This is a genomic window from Paenibacillus sp. 01T442 (assembly GCF_056398345.1).
Window position 1 is genome coordinate 144148 of record NZ_JBFTPF010000003.1, and the last position, 13785, is coordinate 157932.

Below are 13785 nucleotides of genomic sequence, written 5' to 3' on the forward strand. Positions count from 1 at the left end.
AAAGAATCATTGATTCCTTTGTCAGAATTAGGTAACCTAATTGCAAGACTTGTGCTCCATCGTTCAGTCCTCTTGGCCTGATCTGAATGCGCGATCAAACAAATGAGTGGGGAAGTGATTGTATTGCCAAGACATCTGGTCATMGGAAATGGAAAATTCCTTATTAACCTCGATCAGCATTCCTACATGCGGGATCTGTACTATCCTTTCGTAGGCCAGCTTAACCATATTGGCGGTTATCAGTGCCGTGTTGGTGTTTGGGTAGATGGCGACTTCGCATGGCTGAATGCCCCTGAGTGGCAATTCAAGCTCGCATATGTGGAGGATTCCCTCGTCACTGAAGTGACAGCTACACATCCCGGCCTCGGCGTTACTCTGCTTATGAATGACGGTGTTCACCAGCGTGAGGATATTTATTTGAAACGAATTCATATTACCAATCACACGAATACGGTTCGTGAAGTGCGTATGTTCTTCAACCAAGACTTGCTCATTAATGAGACAGAGGTTGGTGATACAGCCGCTTACTACCCTTCTACGAATACTGTTTTTCATTATAAAAAAGATCGTTACTTTATGTTTAACGGAAGTACTGGCACGGAAGGGATATTTCAATATTCTACCGGTGTCAAAAGGTTCTATAACGCCGAAGGCACATGGCGCGATGCTGAAGACGGCCATCTAATGGGCAATGCGATTGCACAGGGGTCTGTCGATAGTACGATCTCTTTTCGACTGTTCGTCCCTCCTAACGGCAATCAAACGCTCTACTACTGGATGGGCGCAGGCAAGAATTTGGAGGAAGTTAAGAAGCTTGACTCCTATGTCAAAGACAGCCACCCAGGCAAGCTGCTAGACCGTGTGACAGTGTACTGGCAGCGCTGGGCGAACAAAATCGATCGCGACTACTTCGATCTCACACCTGAAGTGCAACGCCTCTTCAAACAAAGCTTGTTGCTCGTCCGCACGCAGACCGATGTGAACGGGGCTATTATTGCCGCGAACGATTCTGACATCATGCAGAGCAACCGAGATCATTACAGCTACATGTGGCCGCGCGATGGTGCGTTAATCGCTTATTCCATGTCCATGGCTGGCTACCAAGGCATGATTATTCCGTTCTTTAACTTCTGTGCGAATGTGCTTTCACCAGAAGGTTACTTGCATCACAAATACAATCCGGACGGTACCGTAGGTTCCAGCTGGCATCCTTATATTCATTCTGGTCGTGTACAGCTTCCAATTCAGGAAGATGAGACAGCTCTTGTGTTATTTGCTCTGTGGCAGGATTTCCAGAAAAATGGAAGTCTTGAATTTGCGCAATCTCTATATCGGAACCTCATTCGTAGAGCGGCGAGATTCATGTCCACTTACATTGATCAAGAACTGAATTTACCGAAGCCGAGCTACGATCTGTGGGAAGAACGCTACGGAATTTATACCTTCACAGCCTCGGCTGTATATGGCGGATTGATCGCTGCTTCGAACTTCAGTAACTTATTTGGAGATGAAGAGCGAAGCAATCGCTACAAGCATACCGCGGAGAAAATCAAATCAGGTATCCTCAAACATCTGTGGGACGAAGGTGAACAACGATTCGTTCGCGGCTTGTATATGGAAGACGGCCAATGGGTGAAAGATTTGACATTGGAAAGCTCTGTGTACGGTATTTTTGAATTTGGCGTACTGCCTGCTGACGATCCACGTGTGGTAAGCACGATGTTAGCTAACAAAGAAGGTCTCATGATCAAAACCGAAGTCGGTGGCTCCGCCCGTTATCATCATGATTATTACTTCCAACGTTCCACCGATATTGAGAAAGTGCCCGGCAATCCTTGGATCATTTGTACCCTCTGGATCGCAGAATGGGAAATCGAGTATGCCAAGTCTGTTGGCGACCTAGAGGCTCCACGCAAAACGTTGGAGTGGGTCGTCAAACACGCCATGGAAAGTGGCGTATTGTCCGAGCAATTGGATCCTTTCTCCGGCGAACCGGTGTCTGTTGCTCCACTTACTTGGTCCCATGCGACTTATGTACTGACTGTGGTCAAATATCTGAACAAATACAAACAGCTTTCCAAATAGCAATGAGTGATGTCGGCCGTTCTCTATGGGGGACGGCTTTTTTCAAGCACAGGCAAGTCCCAATAGTAGTGACCACCATGCCATCTCTCATCATAAATGGAAAATATACATTTATTTTTTGTGAATTTATCCGTATTAGTTGATTAGATGGGTTTTCTACAGTTAAATTTAATGAATCTGTCGGTTGTGAGGTAAATATCGTGGATTAGATGTAGAAAATCCAGTTATTCGTTAAACTTGCTTAGAATAATCAGAATTAGCGGGAGAAAATCCAGTTATTTTATCGAGGAGGCCTGTATATGGGTACTTTCATCACCATTTTCATTTTCGTAATTGCCATTCTATTTCTTTTTTCTGCTTTCTCCCAAGAGTCTCAGCGCAGGCGAAAGCGAAGACGTCGACATGACAACCATGACACCAGCTATAGCGGTTTTGCTAGCGATTCCTCGCTGTACGAGAATCATCGTCATCATAGTGGTCATCATCATGGTGGTCATGTTGGTCATGGCAGTCACAGTGATCACGGGCACTCCAATGATAGTGGAGGGGATAGTGGAGGAGGGGATTCTGGCGGTGGCGATGGCGGTGGTGGTGGAGACTAAGCCAAGGCTACTCGAAACAGCCAGCCCTTATCATAAGGCGACTCATACAGCAGCATAGTGGCTCGTTCTACCAGAATGTTCACTGCAAGCACTTTTCCTGTGACAGGTGAAAATAAATCATACTCATCTACTGCGGTTTCGAGTGAACTCATAAACGCACCTTTCGTTAATTGCACACCTTTTTCTGGCAGCTCAATGAATAGGATCATTCCCCATTTCTCTAAAGCATGGTCAGTGAGCCCCACAACCGCCTCATTATCTTCTTTACGTATCCAATAGAGCTCTTCCGTCGTTATACTATCCATACGCTAATCTCCTTAAGAAGAAAGACCCCTCCGCCCGCATTCGCATGCTTACCGAGGGGCCTTCCTATGTAATTAAAACTTATTTAACAACCAAGTTTTTGTCGCCTGGTTTCCAGTTCATTGGGCACAATCCGCCGGATTGAAGCGCCTGAAGCACACGAAGTGTTTCTTCTACGCTGCGGCCTACGTCGTTGTGGTTAACAACTTCGTATTTCAATTCGCCTTCTGGATCGATGATGAATAGACCGCGAAGTGCGATACCTTCTTCTTCGATTAGAACGCCGTAGTCACGAGCAACGGATTTCGTAATGTCAGCAGCAAGTGGGAATGCCAATTTGCCAAGACCATTATCGTTAACCGGTGTATTGATCCACGCTTTGTGAGTGTGGATGCTGTCGATGGAAACACCAAGAATTTCAGTGTCCAAAGCTTTGAATTGATCAGCAGCATAGCTAAGTGCTGTGATTTCAGTTGGACATACGAATGTGAAGTCCAATGGGTAGAAGAAAAGAACTAACCATTTTCCTTTGTAATCGGACAAAGATGCTTTACCAAATGCTGTACCGTCACCTGTAGCTGTCTCCATTGTAAAATCAGGAGCTTGTTTACCAACTAAACGTTCTGCCATGGGTATAATTCCTCCTCAAAATCTATCTAAATTCTATATTATCCGTATAAAATGGTATCATCCCCCTACTTGAAAGTCAATAATTAGATCGTATACTAGATAATAATTATTTTAATCCATGGAGGCAATTTCCTTGTGAACGCATTCATTCCTCAGCATACGTTTTTGTGTGAAAAAAAGCCCGCATTCCCGAAGCAGATCTGCTTCGAAAGTGCGAGCTTATTTGTATACTTATTTGCGCATTGCGTCAACAATCAATTGACCCATTGCCAGCGTACCGATCGCTGTGCTCTTATCCACTGCGATGTCGCCTGTGCGGTGACCAGCGTCTAAGACTTCTTTCACAGCGCGCTCGATGGAATCCGCAGCTTCGTGGTAACCGAAAGTCAAACGGAACATCAAGGCAACGGAAAGGATGGTTGCGATTGGGTTGGAGATACCTTGACCTGCGATATCAGGTGCAGAACCGTGTACCGGCTCGTACAAGCCGAATGCGCCTTCGCCAAGGGAAGCGGATGCTAGCATCCCGATTGATCCTGTCAGCATCGCTGCTTCGTCGCTCAAGATGTCGCCGAACATGTTCTCTGTTACGATAACATCGAAGCTGGACGGACGGCGAAGCAATTGCATCGCACAGTTATCAACCAATACGTGCTCTAGCTCAACATCTGGGTAATCAGCCGCGATACGGTTAACCGTTTCACGCCATAGGCGGGATGTTTCAAGAACGTTTGCTTTGTCAACGGAAGCAAGCTTCTTACGACGTGTTTGCGCAATTTCAAACGCTTGACGCGCGATACGCTCGATTTCAGTTACGTTATATGCACAAGTATCAACCGCTTCTTGGCCGTTAGCTGTTTCACGACGGAATTTCTCACCGAAGTAAATACCACCAGTCAACTCACGAACAACGATCAAATCCGTGCCTTCAAGAACTTCTGGTTTCAATGTGGAAGCTTCTTTCAAGCAGTCGAAGATGAACGCAGGACGTATGTTAGAGAACAAGCCAAGCGCTTTACGAATACCTAGAAGACCTGTTTCAGGACGAAGCTCTTTGGAATTGTTGTCCCATTTCGGACCACCAACGGCTCCAAGAAGTACAGCATCTGCGGATTGACAAACTTTCAACGTTTCTTCCGGAAGTGGTGTACCTTTCTCATCGATTGCAATACCACCGAAAAGCGCGTGTTCTGTTTCAAATTGATATCCGAATAATTCTTCGGTACGTTTCAATACTTTTTCTGCTTCTGCAACGACTTCTGGACCAATACCGTCCCCAGCGATTACCGCAATTTTTTTAACATCAGCCATGACAATCATTCACTCCTTATTTTAGCAAACCTAGTTCGTTCATATTCCTATCGTTATATCCTGAACTCATTGTACCATAAGGAGACTCTCTTCTTTAGATATAAAATCTATCGCGTTTATAGGTATCACCTATTAACATATCTCATTGACTATTCTAGAACCCCAATACTTTTGATGATCACTTTAGGTGAAATATTCACTGTTGCTTCAGCTAACGCTTTTCCCCAATTATCCTCTATCTTCTTCCAGTCTTTATAGTGGAATGCACGTACATGAACGCCAAATTGAAAGGGATCTATTTGGTATTTTTGAGCTTTCTTGATTAGAGCCGCGCATTCTTCTTTCAATTCTTTTTCAATGGCTTGTTCCAGTTCTTTTTTCTTCTCATCCACATCTAGAGGAAACAACCGCTCTGTCAAATCAATCTGAACCTTCATCGGAATATCGATTGTCAAATGGTCATCTTCTTCGAACTTCGCCTTGATCTTTGGATTTCCTTTTTTGATGTTAAAGCTCACAAAGGACGATTCTTTGCTCGTATGGAACAAGTCAGGAGGAATGTGAAACGTTAATGGTATGCTTTTTTTCGAGTCGCCTTGCAATAAGATGAGCAGCGAACTCTCTTGATGATTCAAAGAAACCGCGTAGGTCCCATCTTTGTGTAAAAGAGTGGTACCTGTAATAACGAGTTCATTTTTCTCAGGTTTCATTTCAGTCAATACAGGCGTCATTCCTTTATCCTTTACTTGTAAATGAAACTTCTGCAGTGAAGTTTGCACGATAACCCTGCTCTTATTAGTACTCTCTACAAGATCTTTGATCACGCTGGCGATTCGGCCTTTATCGCTCATGTTCGTATACATGACATCTTTAACGGTTCCATCAATCACAATCACATTCGCATTGATCTCATTTCGAGAATCCCGGAAGAGAACATCTAAATAGGGAAGTGCGTTTCTTTGCTGCAGCAGTTTTTTTCCTATGAGAACATTTTGGGATTTTCCATAAGCAAGTCTGCCGCTCGTCTTACTATCAATTTCCCCTTTGGATTTACGCATCGTGTCAGCCCTTGAGAAAGTGATTTTAAATCTATCTTTGGCTTCTTTATTGAAAACAGGCGTTGACGTGTAAACGACTAACTTATTATTCTCGTTAAAATCAATAGCTTCTGTAAGAACAAACTGTTGATTCTCAATATATACGGCTTTACCGCAACCTGATACAATCATTAAAACGACCAATATTAACGAAATAGGCTTAAAATTCTTCATTGTTTGGATTCCTTTCTAACGAAATGAAAAATCCATCCGTACACCCATAGAACAAGTGGTAATATGAAAGCGCTGCATATACCTGCTAGTCCCCACGAATTGGCCATCTGAGTGATTTGGGAAGAAGTAGGAATAAAAAAGAATGGCGATAAAACCCATACAAATAAAATGATTCGTAAAGCATTCCGATGATCCTGCTTGCCTAATAACTGACTTATTCCTAGTGCAGCCGCGTAGAGATAAGGAATCACCGTCATAAATATGATAAACAAATAAAAGCTGAGACATATAATCTCCAACCGTTCAATAAAAGGTAATTGGATTACTTTCAATAAATTAAGTACGGGATATACATAATCCGTGACTTCCGTTGGAGAGAATCGAATAAAACATTCTATTGTAACGGCAACATAGACTACCATCGTTAATGAATTTGCAATCACAATTCCCTTGGATGCTGATTTCTTGTCCTTAAGAAACGGATAAAGAATGAAAGTTAGTTCAAATCCAATAAAAGAAAATATGGTTGATTTCACGCCAGCCAGAATGGGAAACACCCCTTCTTTTCCTATTGGAAAAAGATACATCCATTCGATATCCCTTAATGCAAATAACAATAAAAAAGGTATCCACAAAGTAACAAAACAAACAAGCTCAGCGAAGAGCCCTATCATCCTTATCCCTTGTTTTGTAATCATATAGATGGGAATAACAAACAGGATCATTAAGATATAGTTCCGTACTTCCTGTACAATCCATATTTTGATGATATGAATGGTTGAAAGCATAACGATACTTGCCGCATATACCGCTAGTAGAATCCATACTACTGCTAGACCTTTTCCCACCCACTTACCAAAGTACTTAGATAAGAGTTCGAATAACGTGTGATCGGGATTTTTTTCCATAATACGAATGATAACTAAGCTTAATAGCATAGACATCATCCACCCCAATACAATCGATACCCATCCATCAGTTCCAGACGTATTCGCTAAATCGCGAGGCAAAGATAGGATACCTATCCCAACTTGGGTTTCAAAAATGATAAGGATATATTGGATCAAGGAGATTTGATTGAACGAATATTTATTCATTAATCCCCCCCCTTTTTTCTTCCGCTTAGCTTTATTTGGAAACACCGATACTTTTGATGTTAACTTGAGTTGACATATTTATTATGGCATCAGATATTACTTGCCCCCAGTTATCCTCGATCTTTTTCCAATTTTTATAGTCGTGTGATCTTACATAAATCCCTAAACCAAATGGATAAACTTGGTACTTCCMTGCTTTCTTGATTAGATCTTGGCATTCTTTTTTTAGTTCTTCCGCAATCGCTCGTTCTAACTGTCTGCTCTGTCGCTCCATGTCTAAATCAAACATACGTTCCATTAAATCGATCTGAACTTTCATCAAGACATCGACTGTAAGATGACTTCCTTCAAACTTGGGCTTCATCTTAACCTTTACCTTGTTAATATTGAAACTCACATAAGACATTTCTTCATCCGTATGAAACATCTCAGAAGGAAGGTGAAATGTTAACGGTATGGGATTCTTCGTATTGTTCTGCAACAATAGCAGCAAAGAACTTTCTTGATTATTTAATGAAGTCGCATAGGTACCATCTTTATGTAAAAGAGTGGTTCCTGTAACGACAAGTTCCCCCTGGTCTACTCTCATTTCAGTTATGCTTGGTGTTATTGCATTATCCATCATTTGCTGATGGAATTTCTGTAGTGTAGTTAGAACTGAAATTCTGGCTTTATATGTGCTTTCTAGCATTAGTTTGAGTACGCTACCCAGTTGCCCTTTATCACTCGTTTTGGCATACATAACATCTTTCACAGACCCATCAACCACGATCATATTTGCATTAATTTCATTTTTTGGATCGCGAAAGAAGACATCAAGATAGGGTAATACATTGATTTGCTGCAACATTTTTTTTCCTATAAGAATACTTTGCAATTTTCCTGGCCCGAAACTACCGCTTATTTTCGACTCGAGTTTTTTCTTACCTATACGCAACGTATCCGCAGTTGCAGTTGTGATTTTATATTTATCTGTAGCTTCCCTACTGAAGACGGGACTTGCTGTGTAAATGACAAACTTATCATCATCATCAAGGTCTATACCTTCTGCAATCATAAACCGTTGATTCTCAATATATACTTCCTTACCGCACCCCATTAAACATAATACAGCTACCCAAATCAATACGATACTTCTCAAATTTTTCATTGCTTTTGCGCCTTTCTAGTKGGATGGAAGATCCATCCGTAGATCCAAAGGAAAATAGGAAACATATAAGCGAAATAAGCACCTGCCGTCCCCCACGATTTACCCATTTGATTTATTTGAGAAGAAGAAGGGACAAAAAAGAAGGATGAGCATAACCAGAGGCACATGACGATTCGTAACATATTCCGATGATCCTGTTTGCCAAATAATTCACTTACACCTAGTACAGCTGTATACAAGTAGGGAATGATCGTCATGAACAGTGTAAATAAATAAACGGAAAGAAATATGATTTCCAACCTTTCTAGAAATGGTAATTGGATGAGCTTCAGTAGGTTGAGTGTGGGATAGGCGTAATCTTTGATCTCATCAGGAGAGAATCTAACAAAGCAAATTACGGTCACGATTACAAAAACAATCATGGATAACGAGTTTCCAATGATAATACCTTTGGACGCGGATTTCTTGTCCTTTAGAAACGGAAATAAAATGAAAGCAAGTTCAAATCCAAGGAACGACAGAACGGTTGGTTTTACGGTAGACAAAATGGGACTCAAGCCTTCTTTACCGATGGGAAGAAGAAATAGCCAATGTGTATCTTTTAAGGCATACAACAACAAGAATGGCATCCACAACGAGATAATAAAGACGAGTTCAGCAAAGTGTCCGATTACCCTTATTCCATGCTTGGTGATGATATAGATGGGGATAATAAACAGGATCATCAAGATAGATTCCTTTATATCAGGTACAATCCATAGCTTTACGATATTGACGGTTGAGAACAATACCACACTTGCCGCATAGGCCGTGTACAAAATCCAAAGAACATAAATACTTTTACCCACCATCGTCCCAAAGTATTGTGATAAAAGCTCAAATAACGTAGATTCKGGGTTTTTATTCATAATTCGAATGACAACCAAACTTACTAGTGTCGACAAAATCGAACCTAATACAATGGATATCCAGCCATCCGTACCAGCAGCAATAGCTAAATCACGGGGAAGGGATAAGACACCGATGCCGACTTGCGTTTCGAAAATAATTAAAATGTATTGGATCAAAGAAAGTTGATTAAACGTATACTTTTTCATGATTGATCTTCACCTTCTCTGTTTGCCCCCTGTCTTATAAGTTGCGTTGGATGGGCAGAGACTGGACGCTTTTTCATCTTCCACATCGGGAGTCGAATCCATACGTCTTTCCAATCAGACAATCGGATGGGCGCAATTGGACTTCCATATGATATGCCAAACGATTCCATTGAAATCAGGTGAGCACCTATAATCATCAGCCCAATCACAATGCCTACCATACCGAACACTGCAGCCAAAAGCATCATTGGAAAACGCAGCAACCGCAACGAGGAGGACATATCATAATCAGGAAYAATAAAAGAGGAAATGGCCGTTATGGCAACGATAATAACCATAATATTACTTACAATTCCCGCTTGCACGGCAGCCTGACCGATGACAATCCCCCCGACGACACCTATCGTTTGGCCGATTGGTCCTGGTAGACGTAAACCCGCTTCCCTCAGCATCTCTAATGCGAGCTCCATTAGAAGCGCCTCCACAATAGGAGGAAAAGGTACCTTTGCTCGGGATTCCCCAATCGATATTAACAAAGCCAAAGGCAGTACCTCATAATGAAACGAAACAATGGCTATATATACGGCCGATAGAGAGATCGTAGTAATTAATGCTACATAGCGCAATAAACGCAGAAACGAGGCGATTAGCCAGCGATTGCTGTAATCATCAACACTTTGAAAGAACGCCGAGAAGGTTACAGGTGCCACGATTACACTGGGGGAGTGGTCGACAACAACGACTATTCTTCCTTGCAAAATATGGGCTGCTGCAGAATCCGGACGTTCCGTCATGATTAACTGAGGAAATAGGCTAATCGGATGATCTTCAATAAACTCCGCTAATTCACCCGTATTTAATATGGCATCCACATTAATTTGAAGTAGTCGGCCCTCCATTTCTTTTACGAAATCAGGCTGTACAACATCTTCCAGATACATCATAGACACTCTCGTATTTCCCCGAGATCCGATGTTGTATTCTTTTATTTTCAGTTCGCGATTTGGAAGATAACGTCTGATTAAGGCAATATTTTGCCCTGAAGTCTCGACAAACCCTTGATGTGACCCCTTTAGCGTCGACTCGATTTGCGGCTCTTTAATCGCTCTTTGAGGCCAGCCTTGTGTGTGTAAAATAACTGACCGCGTCTGTCCATGAATTAGAAGGATGCTTTTTCCCTGAAAAATCGCGTTTTCAATATCCGACCATAAGGTGGCAACATCTGTTTTTGCAATTGAAATGGAAGAGGACCAAATATCGCTTATCGACTCGACCTCATACATCAGCGGATATAAGATGTTATTATTGATGGCAGATTTATCAATGAGCCCATCCAAATAAACCAAAACGGCATTATCTCCGGTTTTTAATTGAAACTGACGTATACAAAGATCTGGTGCAAAAGTAAAGAAATCTTGAATCGTGGTAATATCATCGTCAAGTACTCCTGAAATCGATTGATTTAGAGGTACGGATGATTTCATGATTGGATCTGATTTTATTCCTTTTAACCATCTCCGAATCAACAACCTGCTTGCACCTCCAATCCGATATGACATGTACACCATATTTTGCCACATTCAGGAAAATTTATTCGTCAACACAAACAAAAATACCCTTCTTACCTTGTGGCAAGAAAGGGCATGTCCGTAGCTCGGTTTTACAATTATGAAAATGAAGAGATCACCATTTGTGTATATTTTCACCATAAATTTAATTAAGAATTCATCAATTTCTATTGCCATCTCCGGCTGTCAACAAAGGGTCATACATCATAATCGCATGGTTATCCGTCACCCATTCATCCCTTAAGAGCTGCCCTTCTCGATTCTTCACCCTTCGGTGAATTTCATTATGACGAACATATCCACCCCAGTACTCTCGTGTGATTCTGTGGCTCTTCTCATATATTTCATAGCTATGAAGATGGGGACTACGTGCACGCCATTCACCAACTAAATGGGTATCCGAAACATGGATCATCAGCTGATACGGTTCTTGTGTCTCGTTCCGAATTTGCAAATCCAAGTAATTATAATAACACGTTGCCCCGCTCCCAAAAGGTTGAGATCTCCCTGCATCTGGAAATACATCATAACTGTGACGATACCTTTCCGTTATGGTAAGCGGCGTATGCAGCGTCATCCAATAGATCAAATTCGAAAGCTGGCATAAACCCCCGCCAACACCTGTCTTCACCTTTCCGTGAAAGAGCACCATGCCATCAACATACCMCTTCCTACGGGGTGTACTGCCAATCAAGCGCCAATAGGAAAAAGTCTCACCAGGCTGGATAATCACGCCATTCAACTGCTTCGAAGCAATTTTCAAATTGATAACCTTATTATGCTGAAGCCACATATCTACATCTTTCAACTGTCTTAGAAGCGGTGTACGGTGCGTGAAAGCTCTTTGAGGGAGCATGTCGCTCTGTTTATGAGTAGCGTACTTTTTGTCATCGAATATCCAGGCCAAATATCGTTTCAAACGATACGCTTTGATCCCGAGATAAATTCTAGCACGGCTACGGTGGATCGGTTTTAAGGGTTTACTCATCCGATGAAAGTCCCCTTTCTCATATCCTCTTCCCATCTTAATTTCTAAATAATCCCAAGTCAACGGACCAAAACCGTCTTCTAGCTTAATCACTCCATTATACCTACGGTAAAGTGTTAAAAAATGGTAGTGAAGCACACGCCGCTTTTCTAGTTCAGCCTTTGCTGATCCTAGGGACCGGCTCCTTTATTTTCTTGAAAAGGGGGGAGATTGGATTTGTCAGTATTTGATACTTCTTATGAGGCATTCATTCAGGAGCACTCTTCCAGTCCCTCATATTCTATTTAAACGTAAATAGCGTTATGCCATCATTCTATTTCACTTGAAAGTGTTCTAGAAACCAGAATAACGCTATCGCATAGCGTTATTTCCCCTTTACTGACCACTCCCGCGGCCGCCGCGCTGCGCCACAAAAAACACCCAAAGCCAACGGCCTTGGGTGCTGCATCTCTTTTTTATGCGTTTTGCAAATACGATTCCATCGCTTTTGCGAGCTTTTTCATGCCCAGAACGGTCGTTTCTTTATCTGTATGCGTGTAGTTCAAGCGCATCGTGTTGTACTGTGGATTTTCCGCGTAGAACGTAGCGCCGGGAACAAAGGCAACGCCTTCTTTGACCGCGATTTTCAACAAATCCGCTGCGTTAATTTGCTCAGGAAGCTCCACCCAAATGAACATGCCGCCCTTCGGCTCTTCCCATTTCAGACCAGGCCAGTTCAGCTCTTTGAGGAGTCCTGACATGAACTTCATCCGATCCAGATACTGTTCACGGATCAAGGAAATATGTGCATCGAGATCAAAATGCTCAAGCAAGTGATACAGCGTTTGCTGATCAATTGTACTGGAGTGCAGATCCGCGGATTGCTTGAAGCGTGCAACTTGACGAATCAACGACTCGTCGCCCATCACCCAACCTGTACGGAAAGCAGGAGCTACGGTTTTGGAGAAGGTGCTCGTGTAAACAACGTTTCCACCCTCAGCTTTTCCACCTAATGAGTAGACAGTCGGATAACTTTCGCTCTCGTCAAACTGGATTTCCCCGTATGGGTCATCTTCCAGAATGAGGACATCCGCGCCGCGGCAAATATCCAGCAACCCTTGACGACGTTCCAAGCTCCATGCACGACCCGCAGGGTTCGAGAAGGTTGGAATGACGTAGACCATTTTCGGATTATGCTTCGCAATTTTAGCCGCTAAATCCTCCATGATCATCCCGTCGCTATCGCTGTCAACGGAATAAATCTTCGCGCCTTTGGCTTGGAACACTTGGATCGCGGCCAAATACGTCGGACTTTCAACGAGAATGACATCACCTTCATCAATATACACGCGTGTCAAAAGGTCAATTGCTTGCTGCGAACCTGTCGTCAACAGCATCTCGTCTGGTGTAACCAGCATGTTCTTCGCTGCCATTCGCTTGCATAAGGATTCACGCAAAGGCTTGTAGCCCTCTGTTAACCCGTATTGCAGCGCAGACTTCCCGCCGCCAACAACTCTCGTGAACGCATCGCTAACCGCGTCTAATGGAAAAAACTCTTCAGCAGGCAATCCGCCAGCAAAGGAAATAATCGAGCTCCCTTGAGTTAGCTTAAGAATTTCTCTTACAGCTGACGATGAGAAGCCTTCCAACGATTTAGAAAATCGATATTTCATACAGGGACGCATCCTTTCGCATTTGTAGAAA

The 13785-nt window shown here is 42.6% G+C and carries 12 protein-coding genes; 2 read left to right on the forward strand and 10 right to left on the reverse strand.

The annotated features are described in order from the left end of the window. Positions 1–123: 123 nt before the first annotated feature. Both AC1DLM_RS04750 and AC1DLM_RS04755 read left to right on the forward strand, forming a co-directional pair. Positions 124–2085 (forward strand): glycoside hydrolase family 15 protein, encoded by a 1962-nt coding sequence (locus AC1DLM_RS04750; RefSeq protein WP_441988900.1) that lies wholly within the window; start codon positions 124–126, stop codon positions 2083–2085. A 299-nt stretch (positions 2086–2384) separates the two neighbouring features. Beyond that, positions 2385–2687, forward strand: coding sequence for a hypothetical protein (locus tag AC1DLM_RS04755; RefSeq protein ID WP_441988899.1), 303 nt, complete (start codon positions 2385–2387; stop codon positions 2685–2687). Here AC1DLM_RS04755 and AC1DLM_RS04760 read toward each other — a convergent pair. The 10 genes from AC1DLM_RS04760 to AC1DLM_RS04805 all read right to left on the reverse strand — a co-directional run bounded on the left by AC1DLM_RS04760 (position 2684) and on the right by AC1DLM_RS04805 (position 13754). Further along, entirely contained in the window at positions 2684–2992 is a 309-nt protein-coding gene (locus AC1DLM_RS04760) for a glycine cleavage system protein H (RefSeq protein WP_441988898.1), read from the reverse strand. The two genes, AC1DLM_RS04755 and AC1DLM_RS04760, sit on opposite strands and share 4 nt — an antisense overlap. Positions 2993–3071: 79 nt before the next feature. Then, on the reverse strand, positions 3072–3620 hold the full coding sequence (locus AC1DLM_RS04765) for a peroxiredoxin (RefSeq protein WP_028554012.1): 549 nt from the start codon (positions 3618–3620) through the stop codon (positions 3072–3074). 231 nt (positions 3621–3851) lie between these two features. After that, positions 3852–4931: a 3-isopropylmalate dehydrogenase gene (gene leuB / locus AC1DLM_RS04770; protein WP_028554011.1), complete on the reverse strand. Its 1080-nt coding sequence runs from the start codon at positions 4929–4931 to the stop codon at positions 3852–3854. A 149-nt stretch (positions 4932–5080) separates the two neighbouring features. Beyond that, the gene (locus tag AC1DLM_RS04775; RefSeq protein ID WP_441988896.1) at positions 5081–6202 is read right to left on the reverse strand and encodes a Ger(x)C family spore germination protein; all 1122 of its coding nucleotides are present in this window, start codon (positions 6200–6202) and stop codon (positions 5081–5083) included. Beyond that, positions 6199–7299: a GerAB/ArcD/ProY family transporter gene (locus AC1DLM_RS04780; RefSeq protein WP_441988895.1), complete on the reverse strand. Its 1101-nt coding sequence runs from the start codon at positions 7297–7299 to the stop codon at positions 6199–6201. Before AC1DLM_RS04780 ends, AC1DLM_RS04775 begins: the two co-directional genes overlap by 4 nt. Before the next feature lie 31 nt (positions 7300–7330). Further along, positions 7331–8449: a Ger(x)C family spore germination protein gene (locus AC1DLM_RS04785; RefSeq protein WP_477569281.1), complete on the reverse strand. Its 1119-nt coding sequence runs from the start codon at positions 8447–8449 to the stop codon at positions 7331–7333. After that, the gene (locus tag AC1DLM_RS04790; RefSeq protein ID WP_477569282.1) at positions 8446–9546 is read right to left on the reverse strand and encodes a GerAB/ArcD/ProY family transporter; all 1101 of its coding nucleotides are present in this window, start codon (positions 9544–9546) and stop codon (positions 8446–8448) included. The genes AC1DLM_RS04785 and AC1DLM_RS04790 overlap by 4 nt, the downstream gene beginning before the upstream one ends. After that, a complete protein-coding gene (locus AC1DLM_RS04795) occupies positions 9543–11030 on the reverse strand; it encodes a spore germination protein (RefSeq protein ID WP_477569360.1) in 1488 nt (495 codons plus the stop codon). The genes AC1DLM_RS04790 and AC1DLM_RS04795 overlap by 4 nt, the downstream gene beginning before the upstream one ends. A gap of 244 nt (positions 11031–11274) precedes the next feature. After that, positions 11275–12102 carry a VanW family protein gene (locus tag AC1DLM_RS04800; protein ID WP_477569283.1) on the reverse strand — a complete coding sequence of 276 codons (828 nt, stop codon included), beginning with the start codon at positions 12100–12102 and terminating at the stop codon, positions 11275–11277. A 455-nt stretch (positions 12103–12557) separates the two neighbouring features. Continuing rightward, on the reverse strand, positions 12558–13754 hold the full coding sequence (locus AC1DLM_RS04805; protein ID WP_441988891.1) for an aminotransferase-like domain-containing protein: 1197 nt from the start codon (positions 13752–13754) through the stop codon (positions 12558–12560). Between the last annotated feature and the right edge of the window lie 31 nt (positions 13755–13785).

Bases quoted from the DNA above. Each gene is read 5' to 3' on its own strand.
- AC1DLM_RS04760 (WP_441988898.1), bottom strand. From the start codon at position 2,992: ATGGATAGTATAACGACGGAAGAGCTCTATTGGATACGTAAAGAAGAT.
- AC1DLM_RS04755 (WP_441988899.1), top strand. From the start codon at position 2,385: ATGGGTACTTTCATCACCATTTTCATTTTCGTAATTGCCATTCTATTT.
- AC1DLM_RS04780 (WP_441988895.1), bottom strand. From the start codon at position 7,299: ATGAATAAATATTCGTTCAATCAAATCTCCTTGATCCAATATATCCTT.
- AC1DLM_RS04805 (WP_441988891.1), bottom strand. From the start codon at position 13,754: ATGAAATATCGATTTTCTAAATCGTTGGAAGGCTTCTCATCGTCAGCT.
- leuB (WP_028554011.1), bottom strand. From the start codon at position 4,931: ATGGCTGATGTTAAAAAAATTGCGGTAATCGCTGGGGACGGTATTGGT.
- AC1DLM_RS04775 (WP_441988896.1), bottom strand. From the start codon at position 6,202: ATGAAGAATTTTAAGCCTATTTCGTTAATATTGGTCGTTTTAATGATT.
- AC1DLM_RS04765 (WP_028554012.1), bottom strand. From the start codon at position 3,620: ATGGCAGAACGTTTAGTTGGTAAACAAGCTCCTGATTTTACAATGGAG.